At 62.3% G+C, this 23,601-nt stretch carries 20 protein-coding genes and 4 pseudogenes; 14 read left to right on the plus strand and 10 right to left on the minus strand.

Annotated features, from left to right (window positions below; genetic code table 11):
• Positions 1–22 precede the first annotated feature (22 nt).
• Genes AC1DUB_RS07525 through AC1DUB_RS07545 form a run of 5 tightly spaced genes read left to right on the plus strand, consistent with a single transcriptional unit; the run spans position 23 to position 4,688 of the window.
• Complete coding sequence (locus tag AC1DUB_RS07525) at positions 23–1,345, plus strand: ABC transporter substrate-binding protein (RefSeq protein ID WP_477729013.1); 1,323 nt, start codon at positions 23–25, stop codon at positions 1,343–1,345.
• On the plus strand, positions 1,342–2,247 hold the full coding sequence (locus tag AC1DUB_RS07530) for a branched-chain amino acid ABC transporter permease (RefSeq protein ID WP_477729014.1): 906 nt from the start codon (positions 1,342–1,344) through the stop codon (positions 2,245–2,247). The genes AC1DUB_RS07525 and AC1DUB_RS07530 overlap by 4 nt, the downstream gene beginning before the upstream one ends.
• Positions 2,247–3,257 (plus strand): branched-chain amino acid ABC transporter permease, encoded by a 1,011-nt coding sequence (locus AC1DUB_RS07535; protein ID WP_477729015.1) that lies wholly within the window; start codon positions 2,247–2,249, stop codon positions 3,255–3,257. Before AC1DUB_RS07530 ends, AC1DUB_RS07535 begins: the two co-directional genes overlap by 1 nt.
• Entirely contained in the window at positions 3,257–4,000 is a 744-nt protein-coding gene (locus AC1DUB_RS07540; protein ID WP_477729016.1) for an ABC transporter ATP-binding protein, read from the plus strand. The genes AC1DUB_RS07535 and AC1DUB_RS07540 overlap by 1 nt, the downstream gene beginning before the upstream one ends.
• A gap of 1 nt (position 4,001) precedes the next feature.
• Positions 4,002–4,688, plus strand: a complete 687-nt coding sequence (locus AC1DUB_RS07545) for an ABC transporter ATP-binding protein (protein WP_477729017.1) — start codon at positions 4,002–4,004, stop codon at positions 4,686–4,688.
• Positions 4,689–4,767: 79 nt separating this feature from the next.
• Here the strand turns inward: AC1DUB_RS07545 and AC1DUB_RS07550 are convergent.
• Positions 4,768–5,038 (minus strand): annotated as a pseudogene (locus AC1DUB_RS07550) (LysR substrate-binding domain-containing protein); the annotation flags it as partial.
• On the opposite strand from AC1DUB_RS07550, the pseudogene AC1DUB_RS07555 reads away from it, so the two are divergent.
• Positions 5,031–5,360: pseudogene (locus AC1DUB_RS07555) on the plus strand (aminotransferase class III-fold pyridoxal phosphate-dependent enzyme); the annotation flags it as partial. The pseudogenes AC1DUB_RS07550 and AC1DUB_RS07555 overlap by 8 nt on opposite strands.
• Positions 5,361–5,367: 7 nt before the next feature.
• Here the strand turns inward: AC1DUB_RS07555 and AC1DUB_RS07560 are convergent.
• Entirely contained in the window at positions 5,368–6,660 is a 1,293-nt protein-coding gene (locus AC1DUB_RS07560; protein WP_477729018.1) for a YbfB/YjiJ family MFS transporter, read from the minus strand.
• Positions 6,661–6,754: 94 nt separating this feature from the next.
• Between AC1DUB_RS07560 and AC1DUB_RS07565 the strand changes: the two genes are divergently transcribed.
• The 6 genes from AC1DUB_RS07565 to AC1DUB_RS07590 all read left to right on the plus strand — a co-directional run bounded on the left by AC1DUB_RS07565 (position 6,755) and on the right by AC1DUB_RS07590 (position 13,608).
• Positions 6,755–7,561 (plus strand): AraC family transcriptional regulator, encoded by an 807-nt coding sequence (locus tag AC1DUB_RS07565; RefSeq protein ID WP_477729019.1) that lies wholly within the window; start codon positions 6,755–6,757, stop codon positions 7,559–7,561.
• A 211-nt stretch (positions 7,562–7,772) separates the two neighbouring features.
• Positions 7,773–8,675, plus strand: coding sequence for a LysR substrate-binding domain-containing protein (locus AC1DUB_RS07570; RefSeq protein ID WP_477729020.1), 903 nt, complete (start codon positions 7,773–7,775; stop codon positions 8,673–8,675).
• Between the two features lie 261 nt (positions 8,676–8,936).
• The gene (locus AC1DUB_RS07575) at positions 8,937–10,133 is read left to right on the plus strand and encodes a CaiB/BaiF CoA transferase family protein (protein ID WP_477729021.1); all 1,197 of its coding nucleotides are present in this window, start codon (positions 8,937–8,939) and stop codon (positions 10,131–10,133) included.
• 250 nt (positions 10,134–10,383) lie between these two features.
• Entirely contained in the window at positions 10,384–11,583 is a 1,200-nt protein-coding gene (locus tag AC1DUB_RS07580; protein ID WP_477729022.1) for a CaiB/BaiF CoA transferase family protein, read from the plus strand.
• Entirely contained in the window at positions 11,580–12,581 is a 1,002-nt protein-coding gene (locus AC1DUB_RS07585) for a hydroxymethylglutaryl-CoA lyase (RefSeq protein ID WP_477729023.1), read from the plus strand. The genes AC1DUB_RS07580 and AC1DUB_RS07585 overlap by 4 nt, the downstream gene beginning before the upstream one ends.
• 28 nt (positions 12,582–12,609) lie before the next feature.
• Positions 12,610–13,608, plus strand: coding sequence for a Bug family tripartite tricarboxylate transporter substrate binding protein (locus AC1DUB_RS07590; protein ID WP_477729024.1), 999 nt, complete (start codon positions 12,610–12,612; stop codon positions 13,606–13,608).
• Positions 13,609–13,967: 359 nt separating this feature from the next.
• Here AC1DUB_RS07590 and AC1DUB_RS07595 read toward each other — a convergent pair whose 3' ends face one another.
• Complete coding sequence (locus AC1DUB_RS07595; protein ID WP_477729025.1) at positions 13,968–14,885, minus strand: LysR family transcriptional regulator; 918 nt, start codon at positions 14,883–14,885, stop codon at positions 13,968–13,970.
• A 95-nt stretch (positions 14,886–14,980) separates the two neighbouring features.
• On the opposite strand from AC1DUB_RS07595, the gene AC1DUB_RS07600 reads away from it, so the two are divergent.
• Positions 14,981–16,492, plus strand: a complete 1,512-nt coding sequence (locus AC1DUB_RS07600) for a CoA-acylating methylmalonate-semialdehyde dehydrogenase (protein ID WP_477729026.1) — start codon at positions 14,981–14,983, stop codon at positions 16,490–16,492.
• Between the two features lie 78 nt (positions 16,493–16,570).
• Positions 16,571–18,232 carry a GMC family oxidoreductase gene (locus AC1DUB_RS07605; protein ID WP_477729027.1) on the plus strand — a complete coding sequence of 554 codons (1,662 nt, stop codon included), beginning with the start codon at positions 16,571–16,573 and terminating at the stop codon, positions 18,230–18,232.
• Between the two features lie 79 nt (positions 18,233–18,311).
• Here AC1DUB_RS07605 and AC1DUB_RS07610 read toward each other — a convergent pair.
• The 7 genes and pseudogenes from AC1DUB_RS07610 to AC1DUB_RS07640 all read right to left on the minus strand — a co-directional run.
• A pseudogene (locus AC1DUB_RS07610) lies at positions 18,312–18,653 on the minus strand (class II aldolase/adducin family protein); the annotation flags it as partial.
• Between the two features lie 8 nt (positions 18,654–18,661).
• Positions 18,662–19,681 (minus strand): annotated as a pseudogene (locus AC1DUB_RS07615) (Bug family tripartite tricarboxylate transporter substrate binding protein).
• Positions 19,682–19,879: 198 nt separating this feature from the next.
• Positions 19,880–20,359 carry an ester cyclase gene (locus AC1DUB_RS07620; RefSeq protein ID WP_477729028.1) on the minus strand — a complete coding sequence of 160 codons (480 nt, stop codon included), beginning with the start codon at positions 20,357–20,359 and terminating at the stop codon, positions 19,880–19,882.
• Positions 20,356–20,943 carry a helix-turn-helix domain-containing protein gene (locus AC1DUB_RS07625; protein WP_477729029.1) on the minus strand — a complete coding sequence of 196 codons (588 nt, stop codon included), beginning with the start codon at positions 20,941–20,943 and terminating at the stop codon, positions 20,356–20,358. Before AC1DUB_RS07625 ends, AC1DUB_RS07620 begins: the two co-directional genes overlap by 4 nt.
• 109 nt (positions 20,944–21,052) lie before the next feature.
• Positions 21,053–21,727 carry a 3-oxoacid CoA-transferase subunit B gene (locus AC1DUB_RS07630; RefSeq protein ID WP_477729030.1) on the minus strand — a complete coding sequence of 225 codons (675 nt, stop codon included), beginning with the start codon at positions 21,725–21,727 and terminating at the stop codon, positions 21,053–21,055.
• Complete coding sequence (locus AC1DUB_RS07635) at positions 21,724–22,386, minus strand: CoA transferase subunit A (protein WP_477729031.1); 663 nt, start codon at positions 22,384–22,386, stop codon at positions 21,724–21,726. Before AC1DUB_RS07635 ends, AC1DUB_RS07630 begins: the two co-directional genes overlap by 4 nt.
• Before the next feature lie 28 nt (positions 22,387–22,414).
• Complete coding sequence (locus AC1DUB_RS07640) at positions 22,415–23,599, minus strand: acyl-CoA dehydrogenase family protein (protein ID WP_477729032.1); 1,185 nt, start codon at positions 23,597–23,599, stop codon at positions 22,415–22,417.
• Positions 23,600–23,601: the final 2 nt, after the last annotated feature.

The following is a 23,601-nucleotide window of genomic DNA, read 5'->3' on the forward strand; positions in this document are numbered from 1 at the left end:
CACAAACAAAGTAGGAAATACCATGTTGAAGACCATACTCAGGGGTTTTGCCACCGGCGCGCTTGCCGCGACCATGGCATTCGGAGCCCACGCACAGTCCGGCAAGCCCGCTGAGCTGAAACTCGGCATCACCACGTTCCTCACGGGACCCGCGTCGGTCTTTGGCCTGTCAGGCAAAGCAGCCGCCGAGATACTCATCGAGGACATCAACGCCAAAGGCGGGATCGCTGGCGTGAAGATCGTGCCGACCTTCATCGACGAAGGCGTGGGCGGAGACCGGTTGCTGTCGGAATACCGGCGTCTCGTTCAGGAGCAGGGCGTGCGGGTGATGCTCGCGTCCATCTCAAGCGGCAGCTGCAACATCATTGCGCCCGTGGCCGAGGACCTGAAAGTCGTCAACATCATGTGGGACTGTGCGACGCAGAAGATCCTGGAGGACCGGCGCTACAAGTACGTGGTCCGCAGCCTGGGCAACACGACCGCAGAGCAGGTATCGGGCATCCTCTACTTGCTGCGTAAGCATCCCAACTTCAAGACAATCGCGGTCGTGAACCAGGATTACGCCTATGGGCGGGACTCCTGGGAGATGGCGCTGACTGCATTGAAGGCACTAAAGCCGGACGTGCAGGTGGTGGCCGAACTGTTCCCCAAGTTCGGTGCGACGGACTACTCGACGGAGATCAGCCGCCTTCAGGCGCTGCGTCCGGACGTGGTGTTCACCACCTCCTGGGGCGGTGACTTGGATACCTTTGTCCGCCAAGCCGCTCAGCGCGGACTGATGCGCAACTCGCAGTTCGTTCTGGCGCAGGGGGAGAGCTCACTCGAGCGTCTGGGCAATGTGCTCCCTGAAGGTGTGATCATCGGTGCCCGTGGTGACCACTTTTTCCTGCATCCACAAGTCAAGGACGATCCGAAATTCAAGGCATTTGTCGAGCGCTTCAAGCAGCGCACGGGTGCCTACCCCATCTATTCAGCTTTCCACATGGCTCAAGCTCTCGCCGCCCTCCAGGTCGGTTACGAGACAGCAATCAAGCGCAACAAGGGTGCCTGGCCGACTGAGGAGCAGGTCGCCGACGCACTGCACCAGGCCGAGTTCACCGGGCTGACCAACAAGGTCCACATCCGCGAGGACGGGCAGGGACTTGCGTGGCAGATGTGGGGCGTGACGAAGAAGGTGCCGCAGTACAACTTCGCCGTGCTGGACCAAATCACGATGTACCCGCCCGAGCTCGTGACCGCGCCGGTCGGACAGAACTCGCTGAAGTGGGTCTCGACGCTGAAGCCGTCCGTCGTCCACGACAAGAACATCGTGACCTTCCCGGCCAACGGCGTCGCATCCAAGTGAACGCGCACACCGTGCTGCTCGCAGTCCTGGACGGGCTGTCCTACAGCGCACTTCTATTTCTCGTTGCCGTCGGCATCACGATCATTTTTGGCGTGATGAACATCGTCAACATGGCTCATGGGAGCACGTTCGCCATCGGCGGCTACCTCACCGCGACGCTGGTCGCGACCGTGGCGTCCATTCACTTCTCGCCGTACTGGTCGGTGCTCCTGATCCCGCTGGCCGCCGTCATCGTGGGCGGCCTGCTGGGCGGGCTGCTCGAGCGGCTGCTGATACGTCGGATCTACGACAAGGATCCGGTCCTGCAGCTGCTCGTGACGTTCGCGGCGTTCATGATCTTCGAGGATCTGCAGCGCATCGTTTGGGGCGGGACGCCGTACTCGACTGGTGAGTTCGTCACGGCGCTGGGCGTCGTCGACATCTTCGGGATCACGTACACCACGTACCAATTACTGGTCTTGCCCGGCGTGGCCTTGGCCGTCTTCTTCGGGCTGCGCATCGCGCTGCGCAAGACGTTGATTGGCCGCCAAGTGGTGGCAGTGGCCCACAACCGCGAGGTATCAACCACTCTCGGCATCAATGTCAAGCGGGTGTGCTTCCTGACGTTCGTTCTCGGCTCGACGCTCGGCGCGCTGGGCGGCGCGCTGTCCGTGCAGACCACCTCCTGGGTGCTCGGCATCGGTGCCGAGATGATCGTTCTCTCATTCGCGGTGGCTGCAACGGCCGGCCTTGGCCAGATCGAAGGCGCCCTGGTGGCTGCCGCGCTGATCGGCCTGGCGCGTTCCTTCTCGGTGTACCTGATGCCTGAGCTCGAAGTGCTGATGCCCTACATCATCATGACTCTCGTGCTGTTGATCCGTCCGCAGGGACTGTTCACGGTGGCCCAGGCGCGGAGGGTGTAATGGCGCAGATCCAAACCATCCTGCAGCCCGCCGCTGCCGCGCCGCGCACCGGGGCATTGGCCCGACCGTCGCGCATCCATGTCGCCGCCGCACTGCTCCTGCTCGGCTCCATGTTGCTGCCGATAGCACTGCCGTGGCTGAAGACGCCGCTGCTCTTCGGAACCTCGTTTGGCATCGCGGCGCTCGGCGTCTCGGTGCTGATCCGCGCGGGCCAGGTCTCGCTCGGTCATGCGATGTACGCCTGCCTTGCCGGCTACTGCGTCGCGTACTGCTCGCGTTGGTTCAAGGGCGTCGACACGGTCTTGCTGATGGCGATGGGGACCGCGTTCGCCGCGCTGTGCGGCTTGGTCGTCGGCTCGTTCGTGGTTCGCTACCGGACCATCTTCTTCGGGATGCTCAACCTGGCGCTGTCGATGGTGCTCTTCGCGGCACTCGGCAAGTTCTTCCACTACACCGGCGGCACGGATGGGTTGCGCGTGACGCGATCGACCATCTTCGGGCAGGCGCTCGAGCGCGACGGCTTCGAGACCGTGCTGCTGTACCTGACCATCGTGCTGGCGGTCGCGGTCGCCTACGGCGTGCACCGCTACTACCGATCGGTGGCCGGTCAGGCGTTATCCGCGATCAAGACCAATGAGACGCGCCTGGAGTACGTTGGGTTCTCCACCTACCGTGTCTTTCTGATCGGCTACGTGATCTCGGCCGCCCTGTGCGGGCTCTCCGGGGCGGTGTTCGCCGTGGCGCAAGGCTTGGTGACGCCGGAGATGGGCTACTGGGTCCGGTCCGGGGAGTTCGTCTTCATCGCTATCCTCGGCGGCGTCGTCAGTCCGTTCGGCGCCTTCGTCGGCGCGGCGATCTTCGAGTTCGTGAAGCTGTATGCCGCCGCGTACATCACTGGCGCGTGGCAGCTGACGCTTGGCATCGTGCTCCTGGCAATGGTGTTCTTTGCGCCCGAAGGCATTGCAGGCCTGCTGCTGCGCAGCGCGCGCAAGCCCGAAGGAGGAAAGTGATGCCGCCTACACTGCTGCAGACCGAGAATCTCAATCTGGCGTTCGGCGCCATCGTGGCGGCCGACAACATCAACTTCGAGTTGCGTGAAGGTGAGAGGCTGGCGGTCATCGGCCAGAACGGAGCCGGCAAGACGACGTTCATCAACATCTGCACCGGCCTCGTCAAGCCACGCAGCGGCGTGGTCCGCTTCCGCGGCGAAGACGTGACGGCGCTGCCGCCTCGGTCGATTGCCCGCAAGGGCATGGTGCGCTCCTTCCAGTTGCCGCAGCTCTTCCTCGAGCACACGCTGCGTGACTGCGTCCGCATCGCCGCGGCCGGCAAGATCGGGCGCCTGGGGATTTGGAGCGCGTTGGAAACGTCAGTGCCGGCTAAGACCATCGACCACGTGCTCGAACTGGTTGGCCTGCGCGATCGTGGTGACGAACCATGCAAGGCGCTGCCCGAAGGCCACCGCAAGCTGCTGGACATCGCCATGGCGATGGTCCTGGAGCCCACCCTGTTGATCCTCGACGAGCCCACCAGCGGCGTCTCGACGGAGGAGAAGCATTCGCTGATGTCCACGATCATGGCTGCGCTGAACGAGCAGAAGATCACCACGATCTTCGTTGAGCACGACGTGGACGTCGTGGCGCGCTATGCAACGCGCGTCGCCGCCTGGATCTCCGGCCGCATCGCCGCGGACGGCCCGCCGCAGCAAGTGCTGGCCGATCCGGAAATCCGTACCAACGTGCTGGGAGAATGACATGCTGAAGTTGAGCGGAATCAGTATCCGCCTCGCAGGAATTACCGTGTTGCGACGCGTGACCTGGGAATCCCGGGCGGGACAGCTTACCGCTGTGGTCGGGCGCAACGGTGCCGGCAAGACGAGCCTGCTGCGCACGATCATGGGACTGATTGCGCTCGACGAGGGGCGTATCGAACTCAACGGTCAGGATCTGTCCGAAGTGCCCGCCCATGGACGTACGCGTCTCGGGATCGGCTATGCCCCCGAGGATCGGGTCATGTTTCCCACGTTCACGGTCGAGGAGAACCTGCGCTTGCCATGCGAACTTCTCGGCGTGAACCGGGCGGAAGTAGACCGCAGTCTGGAGCGAGCCGTCGAGGTCGTGCCGCAACTGAAGGATCTTCTGCCGCGTTCCGGATCCGCGCTGTCGGGCGGCCAAGGCAAGATGGCCGCCCTGGGCCGCGCGCTGATGGTCGGCCGCAGTTTGGTTCTGCTCGACGAGCCATTCCAGGGGCTCGCTCCGGTACTGGCCCACCAATATGCGGAGTCGCTGCGCAAACTGCGCACCCTGGCGCCGGAAGTTTGCGTGCTCGTCACCGAGTCGAACGGCAGCCTCCTGCGCGATCTGCCCGACCAGACCGTGTTCCTCGAACGCGGCGAGTGCCGCGTCGCAACCGCTTCTGCGGAATGTGCACCGACGCACTGATCAAATCTCGCTGGGTGCTGGTACCTGGTGCCATTCTTCATACGCCAACTTCCCGTTGATGGAATAGGCCCGGCGTCGCTCAGAACCCAGACGCAAAGGCCTCACGCAGAAAGGCCACCAGCGCCTGCACGGAGCGGGGAACGTGCGGGCTGTAGGGTCCTGACAGCCAAGACGCGGGTTGCGAATGTGCCCACCGGCCTCCAGTCCGGCAGTACAGGCACGAGCGTGCCAGCATCGAGTGCGGTGTTCTCGCTGAAATCGGGCAGCAGCGCGATACCCAGTCCGCCCAGGGCCGCTTCGCGCAGCGCCTCGCTGTTGTTGGCGGCGAACGTCCCGCGCACGGCGACGCTCGACGTGCTTGTGAACGAAGAGATGGTTAGTCGCGCTGCGGCACTGGCGCCCTACTTCGAAGATGCCGTGCATTCCCTCGCCCAGGCGAAGCACGTCATTGATATCCGCAATTTTGGATTGGCTGCCGGCATCGGTATCGCTGCTACGCCCGACGCGCCTGGCCGTCGACCCTATGACATTGCCAGGGCGTGCTGGAGCAAGGGCTTCTATGTTCGCCAGGGCGCAGACTCGATCCAGCTCGCGCCGCCGTTCATTGCTGAGAAGGCGGAGATTGATCGTCTTGTCGAGGCCCTCCATGATGCACTCACCGAAACGCGTTGATGCCGAGTTACGAGATCGTGTTACCAATGCAATCGCGATTGCCGGTGGGAGGACAAGACGTCACTCTAGCATTCGATCGAAAGTCTTTCGCGTCCGCCGCGGCCCGATTCATCTTTCTTGCGTCTTCGCGACCGAGGACGACAAGCAGCAGAATCCCGAATCCCATGACGAGCGCCGCAACGACGAGCGCGCCTCGATAACTGCCGGTGGCGCTCGCGATGTACCCCGCCATGGCTGGCGCTGCGATCTGAGCCACGCCGTAGCTGAGTGTCATGCGCGCCATGGCCCGGGCTGGATTCGCCGGAAAGTGTCTTCCGATGATCGCCAGGGTCAGGCTCACGATGCCGACGAACGTGCCACCATAGAGAGCGGCGCTGAACATGTTTGTCCAAGCGCTGTCGCTGATGGCCGGCCAGGCGATCGAGATGGTTTGCAGGCCATAGGCGAGGATCAGTGCCGGAACTTGACCTACCGCATGCGCGATCCGGTCCCAAAGGAAGCAGGATGGCACTGCTGCCAGACCCACGAGCCCCCAGATCCAGGTTCCTCGACCCGACAGCATGGGCAGTTTTTCGAGGATGGCAACGATGAACGTTGCGCTGACGACATAGCCAAACCCTGCGCAGAAGTAAGCCGCGATCATCAGGTACATCCAGCGCGATGAGGGTGCGCAAGGGACTGGCACCTGGGTGCGAACATTGATGCTCTGAGGGGCGGGGAGCCAGAACCATGCGGGCACGAAAAACACCGCTCCGAGCAACCCCAGAGTGATCCATTGAAACCTCCATGAATAGCTGCCCGCCAATGCGGCCAGCACCAAGCTGGAAACGATGATTCCCAGCCCGACCCCGGTGAAGTGCAGTCCCAGCTGGGGCTTTTGGTTGTGCCGGATCAGCCAGTTGAGGACGAGCCCGGATGCGAGCAGCAGGCCCGCGGTGCTTGAGAACCCGGAGATGAAGCGGAGGAAGCCCCAAAGACGGAAATCCTGGGTCATTCCCATTCCGGCAGTGCTGAGGACGGCCACCACCAGACCAAGGCGATAGAGGTGAAACTTGTGGTTCAGATTGCTGAGCGTGGATGCGATCAACAATCCAGCAAAATAGCCAAGGTAGTTCGACGTGGCCAACCATCCCCCCGCCAGACCCGAAAGTCCCGCTTCACTGCGCATGATCGGCAAAAGGGGGGTGTATGCGAACCGCGCTACGCCAACGGTCAGAACTAGGGCGCTGATGCCCGCAGCGGTGACCCGCCAACGATCGAGCTCACTGCTTGTTGAAGGTGGGATGGTGGATGACTGCATCTGATTCTCTGAATGTTTGGTGAACGAATAATCAGAATGCTATAAGCTATTGTCTTGCCCGTCTTTCGATGGGCAGACTACATGTATCGATGAGATGACAAGCAAAGCGAAGAGCACGCAGCGGGACGACGGCTGGAGTTCCCTGGCTGTTCCGGAGATCGATACGCTGCCTGCGCCGGTCTTCCTGCGATCAGAGAGTCTGTCCCCCCGGCAGATCTTTCCGGAGCATACGCACCGATGGAACCAGTTCGTGTATGCCAAGGCCGGGTCCTTGATCGTGACGGTGGAGAGCTCGCGGTACGTGATTACCCCCGAGCAGGCTATTTGGGTGCCCACGGGGGTACCGCATACCGTCGGCACCTTTCATGGCGCCGAGTTTCGAAACCTCTATGTGGCCGATCTCTCCCCTCTGGACATGCCGAAGGCCTGCACCGTATTCCGGGTATCGCCGCTTCTCCGAGCGCTTGTTGTGGAAATGGAGGAGATTGAACGAGGGCACGAGAAGACCGCCTACATTGCGAAGGTCAATGACTTGATCGTTGAGCAACTGCATCGCTTGCAAGTGCAGGACTTCCACCTGCCTTGGCCACGAAGCACCATATTGCGCAAGATCTGCGAATCCCTCTATGCCAATCCCGGTGACTCACGCGGCATGGAGGAATGGGGGAGCGAACTGGGTGCTTCCGCGAGAACGCTTGCACGGCGCTTCGAGAAGGAGGTAGGAATCACCTTGCGGGATTGGCGCCATCGCTTGCGGCTTTTCCGGGCGCTGGAATGGTTGGGCGCGGGACGCAGCGTGACGACAGTTGCCCTCGAGCTCGGCTACGCTTCCACTTCGGCTTTCACCTTCATGTTCCGGCAGGAGATGGGATGCAGCCCTACCGAATGGATTGCCAGGTGACGCAGCCGCGGGGCAGCTCACGCATCCCTAAAAATGTTGTCTGCCAACCTTGCATAGTGAACCCCGTTAGTGGGAGGCCGCGATACCCGTTTGAGAAGTGAACAGGAAAACCCAGAATCAACGATCTACCTGCTGGGGTTTGCGAACCGTCACTTATTGCATCAAAAACGGTGGGCCATAATTTGCTAATGTTTTTTAGCAGGGAAGTTCCTTGAATCTGCACCGGCTTGATCTTTTCTCGCTCTCGCTGTTCTGCCTGGTGGCGCGCAGCGGGAGTATCAGCAAAGGCGCCGAACTGGCGCTCCTGGCCGTTGGCGCCGCAAGCAAACGTATCACCGACCTCGAGGCGGCAGTGGGCACCACGCTGCTGGAGCGCCATTCGCGCGGCATCACCCTGACCCAGGCCGGCCAAGCACTGCAACGGCATGCGCAACGCATCCTCGGCGACGTCGATAAGCTCGCGGCCGACCTTTCGGACTACGCGAGTGGCCTCATTGGCGTCGTGCGCCTGTGGGCCAACACCTCGGCGGTGACGCAGTTTCTGCCGCTGGATATTTCGACCTTCGTTCGTGCGCACCCCGGCATCCGCATCGAACTGGAGGAAGAAGACAGCAGCGAGGTTGTGCAGGCGGTGCAGGATGGCCGTGCCGACTTCGGCATCTTCGCCGATCGAACACCCGCCTTCGGCTTGCACCAGATGACTTACCGCGAGGACCGCCTGGTTCTCGTCGTGCCCCGCGGCCATGCGCTGGCGGCGCGGCGCTCGGCGCGCTTCGAGGAAGCCATCGAGTATGACTTTGTCTGCCTGTCCAGGGGCACCTCGCTGGCCAGGCGGGTGGAGTTCGAAGCCGAGGCGCTCGGGCGCAACCTGAAGATGCACATCCGGGTTCGCAGCTTCGATGGGATGTGTCAGATGGTGGAGGCGGGTATGGGAGTCGCCGTCCTTCCGCGCGAAGCGATCCAGCCGCATCTGCGCTCGATGAATCTGCGGCAGATAGCACTTCAGGATCCTTGGGCAACCCGTCGCCTTTTGATCGGTCTGCGGGATGCGAGCGCCGTGCCTCGACACGTGCGATTGCTGATCGATCATCTCTGCGACGCCCCAAGGCGCTAAGAGGCAATGTCTGGCTAGCGCAGGGTAAACCCGTGCTGGCTTTCGCGCTTCACGAAAGCTCCCGCCTTGGACTTGTCATTCCCTTACCAAGCGCTTGCTCGCAAACTCCATTCAAACGTCAATGAGCGTACACAGCGGGTGCGTAACACCGCGCCAGTTGAGATTGGCAAGATCGCACCCGTTTCTTTCACTAATGCGCAAAAGCAACCAATAGAGGCAAGCATGAATCCAATTCCCCCACGGTGTCACCCAGTGAATGAAATGAATGAGTCGCAAGGCGCTCTCGGCGGACTGCGTGTCCTGGACCTCACGCGGGTCCTTGCTGGCCCGTTTTGCACCATGATGCTGGCCGACATGGGTGCCGAAGTCATCAAGATCGAGCAGCCTGGCAAGGGCGACGACACACGCCATTTCGCGCCCTTTCAAAATGGCGAGAGCGCCTACTACATGAACCTGAACCGGGGCAAGAAGGGTGTAACGCTCGATCTCAAAGGCAAGGGCCGCGAGATGTTCCTCGAACTCGTCAAGACCGCGGACGTGGTAGTTGAGAATTACCGCCCGGGCACGATGGACAAACTCGGCCTCGGTTACGACACGCTCAAGGAAATCAACCCGCGGCTGGTCTATGCGGCGATCTCCGGGTTCGGCGACACCGGCCCCTACCGGTTGCGTCCAGGCTACGACATCATCGCGCAGGCCATGGGCGGCCTGATGAGCACCACGGGCTGGCCCGGCGGCGAGCCGACCCGCTCGGGGACCGCGATGGCAGACGTGCTTGCGGGCCTGTCGGTGACGATCGGATTACTGGCCGCATTGCGCCACCGCGACCAAACAGGCGTTGGACAAAAGGTGGATGTTGCGCTCGTCGATTCGGTGGTCGCGAGCCTGGAGATCATCACGCAGATCTACCTGACCGATGGGCGAGTGCCGGAGCGCATCGGCAACCGCTACGAGTCGTGCTATCCGTACGACTCGTTCGAGGCACGCGACGGCAGTGTCGTGATTGCAGCGGCGAACGACAAGCTCTGGCGGCTCGTGTGCCGCACGATCGGACAGCCGGCGCTGGCCGAGGACGAACGCTTCGACACCAACGCCAAGCGCGTTGCGCGCCATGCCGAGATCAAGACGCTGATCGAGGCCTGGAGCCGCGACCGGGATGTGGACGGCATTGTCGAGGCGATGATGGGTGCCGGCGTGCCCGCTTCGCCGATCAACACCATCGATCGCCTGGTGACCGACCCTCACATCGCAGGCGCTCGCGAGATGTTCGTCGACGTCCAGCATCCAGTGGCCGGCAAGACGAAATTGACTGGCAGTCACATCAAGCTGAGTGCCACGCCCCCGTGCATCCGCGCACCAGCACCGACGCTCGGCGAGCACAACGACACCGTCTTCAATTCCTTGCCGGGCGTGACGACTGAGAGCCTCGCGCGGCTGCGTGCCGAGCGCGTGATCTGACCTGCGACGGCCACCGCTAGGCGTCTACCCAGACCACGAGGCGGCGCGTCGCGCCTCAGAGCCCTGGCTTTTCAACTGAACCTCATCTTCAAAAGGCACCCAATGAATATCACCCGCCGTATCGCCGCTGCGCAGGACAAATATCCAAGCCGGCCAGTCACCGTGGTCGTGCCGCAGTTACCCGGCGGCGCGACCGTCGACTGACGGTGGGCCTTTGCGACCGACCCATACGACAACAAGGAAACAGACCGTGAACACAACTCCCAGCGCGCTGCAAGGCCTGCGCATCATCGAAATGGGCCAACTGATCGCCGGGCCGTTTGCCGGCAAGACGCTCGGCGAATTCGGTGCCGACGTGATCAAGATTGAGGCGCCGGGTGCGGGCGATCCACTGCGCAACTGGCGACTTATCAAGGATGGTACCTCCGTCTGGTGGCAGGTGCAGTCGCGCAACAAGCGCTCGATCGCGCTCGATCTGCGCAGCGCCGAGGGCCAGGACATCGCGCGCAAGCTGATCCAAGAGGCCGACGTGCTGATCGAGAACTTCCGCCCCGGCACGCTCGAGGGCTGGGGCATGGGCTACGAGGCCTTGTCGAAGCTGAACCCGGGCCTCGTGATGCTGCGCATCTCGGGCTACGGGCAAACCGGGCCGTACCGCGATCTGCCGGGGTTCGGTGCGATCGGCGAAGCGATGGGCGGCCTGCGCCAGCTGACCGGCGAGCCCGGCCGGGTGCCGGTGCGCTGCGGCATCTCGATCGGCGACACGCTGGCCGCGCTGCACGGCACGATCGGCATCCTCACCGCGCTCTATCACCGCAAGGTCAACGGCGGGCAGGGGCAAGTGATAGATGTGGCACTCAACGAAGCGGTCTTCAATGTGATGGAAAGCCTCATCCCCGAACACAGCGCATTCGGCGCGGTACGCGAGGCCGCTGGCAGCGCGCTGCCGGGCATCGCGCCGTCGAATGCGTATCGTTGCGTGGACGGCTACGTGCTGATCGCCGGTAATGGCGACAGCATCTTCAAGCGCCTGATGCAGACCATTGGCCGCGATGAACTGGCGGTCGAGCCCGATCTGGCCAGCAACGCCGGCCGCGTGGCGCGCGCGGCAGAACTGGACCAAGCCATCGAGGCCTGGACGCTCACGCGGCCGGTGGTTGAGGTTCTCGGCATCCTTGGCACGGCCCGGGTGCCCGCCGGCAAGGTCTATACCGCCAAGGACATCGCCGTAGATCCGCACTACCGAGCGCGCGACATGATCCTCACGCAAACCACCCGCGATGGCTATGAGGTGGAGGTGCCGGGCGTGGTGCCCAAGCTGCTCGGGACGCCGGGAACCGTGCGCTCCAGCGCGCCGCACCTGGGTGACGACACCGACGCGGTACTCGGTGAACTTGGCTTTTCAAACGAGGACATCGCCGCGCTGCGCGGCAGAAAGGTGGTCGCATGAGCAACTACAGCATCGACAGCGACAAGCTCTGGAACGGCGCTGGCCGTCGCATCTACATGCAGGAAGTCGGCACACGCGACGGACTGCAGGTGGAAGAAGCGTTTGTCCCCAGCGCGGCCAAGATCGCGCTGGTCAATGCACTGTCGCAAGCCGGCATGGCAAAGATCGAAGTGACGGCCTTCGTCTCGCCCAAGGCGATTGCGGCGCTGCGCGATGCCGAGATCGTGATGCGCGAGATCGAGCGCAAGGCCGGCGTGGTCTACAGCGCGCTGGTGCCCAATGTGCGCGGCGCCGAGCGCGCCATCGACGCAAATACTGACGAACTCAACCTCGTGATGTCGGCCAGCGAAAGCCACAACTTGGCCAACCTGCGCATGACGCGCGAGCAGTCCTTTGCCGCGCTGTCGGACGTCAACGCGCTGGCGCGCCAGGCCAAGGTGGCGGTCAATGTGTCGCTTTCGTGCTCCTTTGGCTGCCCGATGGAAGGTGAGGTGCCGGTGACCACCGTGCTCGACTGGTGCGCCCGCTTCGTCGGCGAGATGGGCGCGCGGAGCGTGACGCTGTGCGATACCACCGGCATGGCCTACCCCGGCCAAGTGGCGGCGCTGACGGCAGCCTTTCGCCAGCGCTGGCCTGGCACCGAAGTGACGCTGCACTTCCACAATACGCGCGGCATGGGTCTGGCCAACGTGCTGGCGGGCATCAGCGCCGGCGCCGACCGCTTCGACGCCTCGCTCGGCGGCATCGGCGGATGCCCCTACGCGCCGGGCGCGACCGGCAATGTGTGCAGCGAGGAGATAGTGCATGCGCTGGAGTTAATGGGTTACGACACCGGCGTCGACCTGCCACGCCTGATCGAGGCCTCGAATCGGCTGCCGGCGCTGATCGGCCACGACATTCCGAGTCAGATCGTCAAGGCCGGGCGCCGGCTGGACCTGCATCCAGTGCCGACCGACTTCGACGCGATCCGCCAGCGTGCGTTAACGCGACCTGTTTGATATTTCACTTACCTTGGACCACAAAATCATGACACTGCAAAAACGACAACTCGCACATTTCGCACTGAGCACGGTTACCGCCTTGTGCGGCATTTCCGGCAGTGGACTGTCGGCCGCCCAAAGCGCGCCTTATCCAGCCCGCACCGTCACGCTGGTGGTTCCGACCGCCCCCGGCGGCACCACCGACATCTCGGCGCGCATGCTGGCCGAGCCGCTGGGCAAAGCGCTCGGACAATCGGTAATCGTCGACAACAAGGGCGGCGGCAACGGGGCAATCGCGGCGCTGGCTGTCAAGCGCGCAGAGCCCAACGGGTACACGCTCCTAATGCAGTATTCCGGCTACCACGTCATCACGCCGCACGTGAGCAAGCAAAAGCCACAGTGGTCGGCCGAAGACTTTCGCCCCGTTGCCAACGTGCTGAGCGCACCGCAAGTGATCGTAGTGCGTGACGGCGTGCCGGCGAAGAACATGGCCGAATTGATCGCCTATGCCAAGGCCAACCCAGGCAAGCTGACCTATGCATCATCGGGCAATGGCTCGCTGCAACATGTGACAGGAGCCATGCTGGAGCAGCAAGCTGGCATCCAGCTCACGCACGTGCCATACAAGGGCACCGGTCCGGCGATGCAAGACTTGCTGGGCGGTCAAGTCGATATGACCTTCGGTACGCCCCCGCCTTATATGCAGCATATCGCAGCCGGCAAGCTGCGCGCGCTCGCCGTCACTGGCAAGACCCGTCTGCCCTCGCTGCCCAGTGTTCCTACGACGGCCGAGGCAGGTATGCCCAAGCTCGATGCCACCTCCTGGTTCGCCGTATTTGCGCCCGCCAAGACGCCGCAGGACGTGGTGGATCAGCTCAGCAGCGAGATCGCGAAAATCACCGCTTCGCCGATCTTTCAGAAAAAGGCGGCCGACCAAGGGGCCGCGGCGGAGTATATGGACCCGAAAAAGCTGGGCGCTTACAGCGCAGCGGAGTTCACGCGTTGGGGGACGGTGGTGAAGTCATCCAAGATCGAGGCGGACTGAACATTAGCCGAACATGCTTCAACGGCCAGCCTGAATATTTCAGGGCATAGGTAGAGACGCAGCCAGCATCTCATGTACGCCGGCCTGCGTCTGGTGGCAAGCTCTCGTTGCTGGGCCTTTGTGATTCTGTCGCAATAAGCGCAAACGACAATCTGGGCCATGCTTGATTTCCGCAAAGTTCGATTGCCGGCGTCTTGCACAAGGTGCTCATTCGGCTCCACTATCCGCTGAAAGTCATGCTCACCTGCAACACCTACGCAATCTCCAGGTTGCTGCGCCTGCTTTGGCGTCGGTGAATTTCTTTTGCTTTTGAGCGTGACGATGTAAAGCTTCACCGACAGCTGGGGCTTGACGCGACACTAGGTCCACACCGCATCGAGCGCTGCCCAGGCCGCCGCAATGATGGGCTCTGCCGTGCGCTCGGCGCGGCACACGAAGCTCAGCTCGCAGTCGAGCGACACGCGGTCGGCAATGCACAGGCCACGTGCCTGCGCCTCGTGGATCGCGATCGAGTCGCGCACCAGCGACAGGCCCACTCCGCTGCGCACCAGGTCGAGCATCGAGGGCTCCTGGTCCACCATGGATACGCGCCGAGGTTCCAAGCCCGTGAGCGATCCAGGGCCGAACACACGTTGCTGCAGGCGGTTGTGGACACTGGACGGTGGCGTGGCCAACCAGGGCAGTGCGGCCAAGGCTTTCCAGTCCTTGCCGCGCACTTGTGGGCCCCAGCCCGCCGGCGCGAGTACGCGATAGGTGAAGCGTGTGAGTGCCTTGCGCGCCCAGGGAGCACCTACCGGATCGTCGGGTAGGTCGAGAAAAAATCCAACGTCAATTCGGCCGTTGTCGATGAGGGCCAGGACTTCACCGCTCATATCTTGGTGCAGCACCGTGTCGATTTGCGGGCTGGATTCGACGAGCTGGCGCAGAAAGCCCCCCAAGCGCGTGAACTCGGGATCCAGGATCGTCCCGATGCGCAGGCGTCCGCGCACCGAAGTGTGCAGCGCGGCAGCGGCGCTGGCGAACTCTCCCAGGCTGGCGAGCGCCTTGTTGGCCAGTGGGAGCAGCGCGGCGCCGTCGGGGGTGAGGGCCATGCCCTGCGGCGTGCGCTGGAAAAGCTTGAGACCCGTGACCTCTGCCAAGGCCTTGAGCTGCAGGCTGACCGCAGGCTGGCTCAGGTGCAGCCGCTCGGCTGCCCGCGAGACATTGCCTTCACGCGCCACAACGGCGAAGGCACGCAAGGCCTGAGGCTCGATGGGTAAATGAGGTCGAATTGCCATAACGATTATTTGAAAATCTTATTGAAAGGGCCTGTATTTCTCATTGGATTTAAGCGACTTATCTCTTCAAACTGCGGTTTTCTTTGGAGACGGTCATGAGCACTTTCAATATTAACCATTTTGTCGGCGGCAATGTTGTCTCCGGTACGTCGCCCCGTACGCAGGACGTGACCAATCCGGCTGTCGGCTGCGTGACCGGCCGGGTCGCCTTGGCCAACCGTACCGACGTCGACACGGCGGTGGCTGCCGCGCAGGCGGCCTTTCCCGCCTGGGCCGACACGCCGCCGATACGCCGCGCCCGCGTCATGTTCCGCTTTCTGGAATTGCTCAACGCGAACAAGGACAAGCTGGCCCACATGATCACCGCCGAACACGGCAAGGTGTTCACCGATGCCCAGGGCGAAGTCTCGCGCGGCATCGACATCGTGGAATTCGCCTGCGGCATCCCGCAGCTCCTGAAAGGCGACTTCACCGACCAGGTCTCCACCGGCATCGACAACTGGACGCTGCGCCAGCCGCTCGGCGTGGTTGCTGGCATCACGCCGTTCAACTTCCCGGTGATGGTGCCGATGTGGATGTTCCCGGTCGCGATCGCTGCTGGCAACACCTTCATCCTCAAGCCCAGCCCGACCGACCCGAGCCCTTCGCTGCTCATCGCCAAGCTGTTCAAGGAGGCAGGCCTGCCCGACGGCGTGTTCAACGTTGTGCAGGGCGACAAGGAGGCCGTGGATGCGCTGATCGAGCACCCCGACGTCAAGGCCATCAGCTTCGTCGGCTCGACGCCCATTGCCAACTACATCTACGAGACCGGCGCGCGCCACGGCAAGCGCGTGCAGGCGCTAGGCGGCGCGAAGAACCACATGGTGGTCATGCCCGACGCCGACATTGACCAGGCAGTCGATGCGCTCATCGGCGCGGGCTACGGCTCGGCCGGCGAGCGCTGCATGGCGATTTCCGTGGCGGTGCTGGTGGGCGACGTCGCTGACAAGCTGATGCCGAAGCTGATCGAGCGCACGAAGACGCTGAAGGTGCTCGACGGCGAGAACCTCGCGGCGGAGATGGGTCCAATCGTCACGCGCGCCGCGCACGAGCGCATCACGGGCTACATCGACATCGGGCAGAAGGAAGGCGCGAAGCTGCTCGTCGACGGCCGCGACTTCGAGGGCGCAAAGGCCGGCAACGGTTGTGAAGAAGGGTTCTGGATGGGCGGCACGCTGTTCGACCATGTCACGCCCGAGATGCGCATCTACAAGGAAGAAATCTTCGGCCCGGTGCTGGGTTGCATGCGCGTACGTGACTTTAAGGAAGCGGTCGACCTGATCAACGCCCACGAATTCGGCAACGGCGTGGCCTGCTTCACCCGTGACGGCAACGTGGCGCGCGAATTCGGCCGCCGCATCCAGGTCGGCATGGTCGGCATCAACGTGCCGATCCCGGTGCCCATGGCGTGGCACGGCTTCGGCGGCTGGAAGCGTTCGTTGTTCGGCGACATGCACGCATACGGTGAAGAGGGCGTGCGCTTCTACACGAAGCAGAAATCCATCATGCAGCGTTGGCCCGAGAGCATCGGTAAAGGCGCCGAGTTCGTGATGCCCACGGCGAAGTAAAGCGTCCAGGCGCTGCGATGTTCCCCTTGGGGGATACGCCGCAGCGCCGACACAAACACCAAGAGAATCGAGACAAGCATGAGCGACAACATTGCGTTCGACTACATCATCGTCGGGGCCGGTACGGCGGGATGCCTGATGGCAAACCGGCTGTCGGCCAACCAGCACAAACGGGTGCTGCTCATCGAGGCAGGACAAAAAGACGATTATCACTGGATCCACATCCCGGTGGGCTACCTCTATTGCATCGACAATCCGCGCACCGATTGGCGTTATCTAACCGAAGCCGAGCCCGGACTCAACGGACGCCGATTGGGCTACCCCCGCGGCAAGACGTTGGGCGGATGCTCAAGCATCAACGGGATGATCTACATGCGCGGCCAGGCCCGTGACTACGACCACTGGGCTGAGGTGACTGGTGATAACGAGTGGTGCTGGGACAACGTGCTATCCGATTTCAAGCGCCATGAGAACCACTACCTTGGCGACAAGGAGAACGCTGACCGGCGCGATGCCTCCTTCGCGGAGTACCACGGTCATGGCGGGGAGTGGCGGGTGGAGAACCAGCGCCTGCGCTGGGAAATTCTGGACGCGTTCGCGCAGGCAGCGCAGCAGGCCGGCATCCCCGCCACGGCCGACTTCAACCGCGGCGACAACGAGGGCGTGGGTTACTTCCAGGTCAACCAGAAGGCGGGTTGGCGCTGGAACACCGCCAAGGCCTTCCTGCGGCCGACTTGCCACGGTCGACCCAACTTTGAGCTCTGGACCAAAGCACAGGTCACGCGCCTGCTGACCAAGCGTGAGCCTGATGGTAGCGTGCGCTGTACCGGGGTGGAGGTGTGGAACGGAAAGTCGCTCATATCCGTGAAAGCCGCAGCGGAGGTGGTGCTGTGCGCGGGTGCGATCGGCTCGCCGCAACTGCTGCAACTTTCCGGGATCGGGCCGAGCGCATTGCTGCGCGAGAACGGTATCGATGTGGTCGCCGATCTGCCCGGCGTGGGTGCCAATCTGCAGGACCACTTGCAGATCCGTGCCGTCTACAAGGTGCAGGATGCGCCTACGCTCAACATACTGGCCTCCACGCTCACGGGCAAGGCTCGCATCGGACTGGAATATCTTCTCAAGCGCAGCGGACCGATGAGCATGGCGCCATCGCAGCTCGGCGCCTTCACTCGTAGTGATCCTAGCCAGCAAAGTTCCAACATCCAGTATCACGTTCAACCGCTCAGCCTGGACGCCTTCGGCGCCCCATTGCATGCGTTTCCAGCTTTCACTGCGAGCGTCTGCAACCTCAATCCCACAAGCCGCGGGACGGTGAAGATCCGCAGCTCCGACTATCGAGATGCACCTGCGATCGCGCCGAACTATCTCAGCACGCCAGAGGATCGCCAGGTGGCCGCGGACAGCTTGCGCGTGACGCGCCGCATCGTGTCTCAGCCTGCGCTTGCCAAATACCGGCCCGAGGAGTTCAAACCGGGGCCGCAGTACCAGAGCGACGAGGATCTCGCGCGCTTGGCCGGTGACATTGCCAACACTATCTTCCACCCCGTGGGAACGACCAAGATGGGGCGCGCGGACGACCCCGCGGCGGTGGTCGACAGCCGCCTGCGGGTGCGCGGCATCACCGGCTTGCGTGTGGTAGATGCCGGGGTGATGCCGACCATCACCAGCGGCAACACGAACAGTCCTACGCTCATGATTGCGGAGAAGGCTGCTGCGTGGATTGTGGCCGAGGTGTAGTCGCTTGTGGGCAACTACGCTTTCGGCCGCTATTTATTTAGGAAACCCGGACGCAATTTAACCAATGCATCGCAGCGCAAGAGAGCGCCACAGCACCTATATGCATTACACACACCGCGTCTTCACGCGCGGCGTGGATGCAGTTATGGATCGTGTAGCCGGCAGGATTGATGTCGTACTCGCTCGGCATCACCGTTTGACCTTCGGCATCCACCTTGACCAGACTCGAGGCCGTGATCTCCTCGAACATCCACCCGAACGGGTTGATCAGGAAGTGATCGGTTCCGGGCACCTTCGCACTGATGTGGGTGAAGACCAGATCGTCCCAGCCAAACATAGCGACCAGACGATAGGCTGCGGCTAAGTCGATGCGCGCCTGCCACTCCTCTGGCGAGACCAATTCACGGATCGCACGGGTCATCGGACACCTCAATCCATCAGCGGAAAGTTGGAATCCTTGACGAACTTGCGCCAGTACGCGATCTCGTTCTTGAGATCCGTGCCGAACGCCTGGGGCGTTGAGCCAATGATCGGCACAGCGCCGATGCCATCCAGGCGCTGCTGCAGATCTTTTGATTTGATCGCGCGCTGAAGCGCCGTCGAGATCCTGTCAACGATGGCGCGCGGCGTTTTGGCTGGCGCAACAATGCCGAACCACGGAGAGATGTCCATCGGCGCGTCGCCGGCTTCCTTGAGAGTCGGACTGCTCGGCAAGATTGAGGACCGCTCCGCGGATGCGGAGGCCAGCACTTTCAGCTTCCCTGCTTTGACGTGCTCGGCAACCGTCGATTCAACGAGGAAGCCGACGTCCACCTGGCCGCCCAGGAGGTCGGTGATGGGCTTTGCGCCACCCATGTAGCTTACAGGCGTCATTTCGATACCGTTGAGCAAGCCGAACAGAGCGCCGCCGAACTGTGAGGACGTCGAGTACGTTGAACTGTAGAAGAGCTTCCCGGGATTGGCCTTCGCGTAGGTAATAAAGTCCTTCACGTTGTTGAACTTGGACGTGGGGTGGACGACCATCAAGGTACGTTGCTTGCCGAACTTCCCGACCGGCTCGAAGTCAGTGATCGGGTCATAGGGCAGCTTCTTGAAGACCGCAGCGGATCGGCTTTGGAGCGATTCCGAGGTCAGCATCAAGGTATAGCCGTCCGAGCTCTACCGCTTCACGTATTCCGCGGCGATCAGTCCACTCGCGCCGCCCTTGTTTTCAACCACCACCGGCTGCCCGAGTTCTTTGGCCAGCGCATCGGCAACCATGCGTCCCATGATGTCCGATTGCCCGCCGGCAGGAAAGCCGACCACCAGGCGGATGGGACGCTGGGGCCAGGCTGATTGAGCGAGTGCCCCTGCGCAGCTTGCTACCGCCGCCGTCGCCAACACCACGTTCCCGGCTATTTTGAGGATGTTTCTACGCCCGGCAGAAATCGAAGAAAGACAAGTACGCATCGTTCACCTCGTCGACTAATGATGCGTAAGTGTCTTATAGATTCCTTTAGGACACAATGGGTCATACCCTGATAAAGAAGGGCAGATGGAGACCGTCGCTGGGCCGTTCAGAAGCCTGGCTTACATGCCGGAAAAGGCATAGGCGGGCAGGCCTTCAAGCTCGCCAGCGTTCTGCGCGCCGCGAGTGGGAACGAGGACTTAGTGCGCGCCAAACTCCAGCCGGTCGGCTGGCTGCTTCAACTGCGCGAGCAATCCGTGAATGTCGCCCAGTACCCAGAGATCGCGAATCCTGTCCCCTTCGAATGTGAAGATGGGGGCGCCGTCCCAGGCGATGTGGCGGCCTGTTGGCGGAATGCCGAAAAGCTCCCCGCGGTGAATGCCATGAAACCGGAGACGACCTGCGATTTGGTCGCCCTCTTCAACCAGTCCCAGGATGTCCGAGGTATACCTTTCGAGAATACCTGTCAGCCACTTCACGTACTGGCTGAACTGCTCTTCACCGACCAGGACGGGGCCCAGTGACCCTCTGAATGTGAACTCCGGATGGAAAAGGTGGCTGACCAGCGACAAATCCTGGCGGTCCCACAAGTCCTTGTAGAAGATCCGCACCAGATTCTTGCGCCGACTCAACACATTGGGGTCAAGGTTGATTTCGCGTGGGCGTTGAGATGGATTCAAGGTGCCTTCTTCGCTGGCTTCTGCTTGGGCTGCATACTGGAAACAATCACGAGCGCCGATGCAGGCACGTTGCCGACAGAGGACAGCTTGTGAGGGATGGAGGAATTGAAGTGCACGCAGTCCCCCACGGCCAGCATTTCGACGCTGCGTCCCACTTGCATTTCGATCCTGCCTTTGAGCACGTAGAGGATTTCCTCTCCATCATGGTGGCTGGTTGTCCTGCCGCGGCCTGACTGGTTACCCGGGCGCACGACGAACGCACGCATCGTGCGGTCGGGATTCAACCCCGCGACCAACGACAGGTAGGCCTCCGGATCTTTGCCAGCGCCTTCGTGCGAACGCACGATGGTGACCGGATCTCCCTCTTCTTCCCTATGCCCGAAGAGTTTCTCGACGCTGATGCCCAGCGCGTTGGAGATCGACAACGCTGATTCGATCGAGGGACTAGACATTCCCCGCTCTACCTTGGAAAGGTAACTGCGCGTCAGACCGGAGCTTTGCGCCAATTGCTCCAAGGTGAGTCCACGCTGGACCCGAAGCTGCTTTAGATTTAGTGCCACGATGGAGTCTCGGTTGAATGCCATTGCACCGGCGGGATCGGGCCCGGCCGGTAATTCACCCTAAAATTCTCTCATGATTCAGTATTTAGCCGCCGAAGCGGCTTCCCGGCTGCTGGCAATCGGCGTTCAAGCCTCAGTTTTGCTGTTTCGCCATGCGTCGCAGGCTATCCCCGGCTTTCAATGGCGCCCCGGTCAATTGCTGCAATTCCTCCATCGAAACGCCCTCCAGGATCGACTGGACATGCAGGCCGTCAGGGCGGACATCAATGATCGCCATATTGGTGAAGATGCGATCGACAACACCGGCCGCCGTCAGCGGGAAAGTGCATTCCTGCATGATCCGGGGCGCCCCCTCTTTGGTGGTGTGATCCATCATCACCCAGATCGACTTGGCTCCGACGGCCAGATCGATCGCCCCGCCCACGGCCGGCGGTGCGCCGGTGTCGCCCCCTGTCGTCCAGTTGGCCAAGTCACCCTTTTCTGACACCTGGAAGGCCCCGAGGATCGCGATATCCAGGTGTCCGCCGCGCATCATGGCAAAGGACAGCGAGGTGTCAAAGTACGCCCCCCCGACACCCAAGGTGATTGCGGTTTTCCCAGCGTTGATCAGGTCGTAGTCCTCCTGGCCGGCGGGAGGCTTCGGCCCGATATGGAGGATTCCGTTTTCGCTGTGAAGCATGATCCCGGCGGTCGGCGAAACATAGTCGCCCACGGTCGTCGGCGCGCCAATGCCCAGGTTCACGAAGCTGTTGTTCGGCAGGTGGGAAGCGACCACCTGTGCGAGTTCGGTACGGCTCAGGGTGTTCACGCTTTTTTGCCTACAAAGACTCGGTTGACGAAAATGCAGGGCGTCACGATCGCTTCCGGATCGAGCATGCCCGGCTCCACGACGTTATCCACCTCAAACACCGTCACGACACCCGCTGTCGCCATGACGGGACAGTAGTTGCGCGCGGTCTTGTTGTAGACGATATTGCCCAGGCTGTCCGCGGTCTTGCCCTTCAACAAGGCGAAGTCCGCCTTCAAAGGGGTCTCCAGGATGTAGGGCCGGCCGGCGACTTCAATCTTCTGCTTGCCGTTTTCGAACACCGTGTGAACGCCAACCGGCGATAGAAATCCACCCAACCCGGCACCGCCGCAACGGATTCTTTCGATCAAGGTGCCCTGGGGTACAAGTTCGAGTTCCACTTCACCGGCGCGATACCGCTTCGTGAATGCGACCGCACTTCGGGGATAAGAGCAGACCATCTTTCGCACGATGCCAGCCTCGAACCACAACGACAGGTCGTCGGAGTCGGCGCCGGCGTTGTTCGAAATCACTGTGAGATCACGCGCGCCCGTGCGCAGCACGGACTGGATCAGTTGCCGGGGCAGTCCGGCGCCGCCGAATCCGCCCATGAGCACGGTGTGCCCGTCCTGCAGACCGGCTACTGCCTGGTCCGCGTCATCCACTACGACGTTTCGCAATTCAAATCCTCCGCGTCCTTGCTGACGGTTAATTGTCCAAATAGGCTTTAGCCAAGCTCTTGCCGGCCCGGTCCCGCAGCATCTCGCTGCTGCCGTCCGCATAGGTGGCCATGTGAAGCTCGCTGGCGTGCATCGCCAGCGGATATTCCGCGCTTGCACCGATCGCGCCCATCGCCTGCATGCATGCCCGCACGCCCTCGACCGCGGCTTCGACTGCGAGGTTCTTGGCCTGGGCGGCAAGCATGGTCACGTCCTGCTCGCGTTGAACGAGGGACGCTGCCCGAAACACGAGCGCATTGGCCGCCTCCATCCTCATGGCGACGTCCGCCAGGTTCCAGCGCAGGCCTTGATGGCCGGTGAGTGGTTTCCCAAATGCCATTCTCTTGCCGCAGTACCGCAACGCAATTGTGAAGGCGGCATACAGCGTGGCGACGCACATCGCTGCGACGTGCACACGCGCAGCGTTGATCGACTGCAGCGAGGTGGCGAACGCCTGGCCCGGCGGGTAAAGCAGCGCCCAGTCTGGCACGAAGTGGTCTTGGAACTCGATCTTGCCGAGCCTGAATGAGCGAGCGCCCGGGTTGAGGATTTCGGTCCTAACCGCGCTGGCGCCGTCGATGTGAACCAAGAAGCTGGCGATGTCGCCGCCTTCGTCCTCCGGGACGCGTGCCAGCATGGTGATCAGGTCGACGATTGCCCCGTTGGTCACCCAGGTCTTGGTGCCATTGACGACCCAACCATCCTTTGCGCGGGTGACGCGACATGCCAACTTGCTGAGATCGCTGCCGCCCTGCGGCTCGGACATGGCCGGCGCGCCGACCCAGATGCCTTGCATCAGATTGGCCAGGACCTCCTGCTTCTGGCGAGGCGTGCCGTGACGACTGACCCGCGTGGCCATGCCCTGCATGTTGTTGAGACAGAACGCCATCGCAAAGCCATGCCGCGCCATCTCTTGCGCAACCCGGATCTTGCACAGGTAGCTTCCACCCAACCCACCCTGCGACTGGTCAACCTGCAGTCCGAGGAAGCCCATCGCGGCCCACTTGCGGATCACGTCGCGGTCGAACGGCTCGTTCGCCAGATAGGCGGCTGAGGCAACACCCGCCAGTTCGCCCTCGCAAAATTCTCTGGCAGTAGCGACAGCCGACCTCTCTGCCTGCGTCAGCTGCGAGTCGTATTGTTCAAAGAAGGTGACAGGCGCCAAATCAGACATGG

It is taken from the genome of Polaromonas sp. P4_F9 (assembly GCF_056401235.1).

Excerpts from the sequence above, each read along its gene's own strand:
- AC1DUB_RS07595 (WP_477729025.1), bottom strand. The coding sequence starts at position 14,885 with ATGGCAATTCGACCTCATTTACCCATCGAGCCTCAGGCCTTGCGTGCC.
- AC1DUB_RS07545 (WP_477729017.1), top strand. The coding sequence starts at position 4,002 with ATGCTGAAGTTGAGCGGAATCAGTATCCGCCTCGCAGGAATTACCGTG.
- AC1DUB_RS07525 (WP_477729013.1), top strand. The coding sequence starts at position 23 with ATGTTGAAGACCATACTCAGGGGTTTTGCCACCGGCGCGCTTGCCGCG.
- AC1DUB_RS07585 (WP_477729023.1), top strand. The coding sequence starts at position 11,580 with ATGAGCAACTACAGCATCGACAGCGACAAGCTCTGGAACGGCGCTGGC.
- AC1DUB_RS07565 (WP_477729019.1), top strand. The coding sequence starts at position 6,755 with ATGACAAGCAAAGCGAAGAGCACGCAGCGGGACGACGGCTGGAGTTCC.
- AC1DUB_RS07625 (WP_477729029.1), bottom strand. The coding sequence starts at position 20,943 with ATGGCATTCAACCGAGACTCCATCGTGGCACTAAATCTAAAGCAGCTT.
- AC1DUB_RS07600 (WP_477729026.1), top strand. The coding sequence starts at position 14,981 with ATGAGCACTTTCAATATTAACCATTTTGTCGGCGGCAATGTTGTCTCC.
- AC1DUB_RS07575 (WP_477729021.1), top strand. The coding sequence starts at position 8,937 with ATGAATGAGTCGCAAGGCGCTCTCGGCGGACTGCGTGTCCTGGACCTC.
- AC1DUB_RS07540 (WP_477729016.1), top strand. The coding sequence starts at position 3,257 with ATGCCGCCTACACTGCTGCAGACCGAGAATCTCAATCTGGCGTTCGGC.
- AC1DUB_RS07640 (WP_477729032.1), bottom strand. The coding sequence starts at position 23,599 with ATGTCTGATTTGGCGCCTGTCACCTTCTTTGAACAATACGACTCGCAG.
- AC1DUB_RS07605 (WP_477729027.1), top strand. The coding sequence starts at position 16,571 with ATGAGCGACAACATTGCGTTCGACTACATCATCGTCGGGGCCGGTACG.
- AC1DUB_RS07560 (WP_477729018.1), bottom strand. The coding sequence starts at position 6,660 with ATGCAGTCATCCACCATCCCACCTTCAACAAGCAGTGAGCTCGATCGT.
- AC1DUB_RS07535 (WP_477729015.1), top strand. The coding sequence starts at position 2,247 with ATGGCGCAGATCCAAACCATCCTGCAGCCCGCCGCTGCCGCGCCGCGC.
- AC1DUB_RS07590 (WP_477729024.1), top strand. The coding sequence starts at position 12,610 with ATGACACTGCAAAAACGACAACTCGCACATTTCGCACTGAGCACGGTT.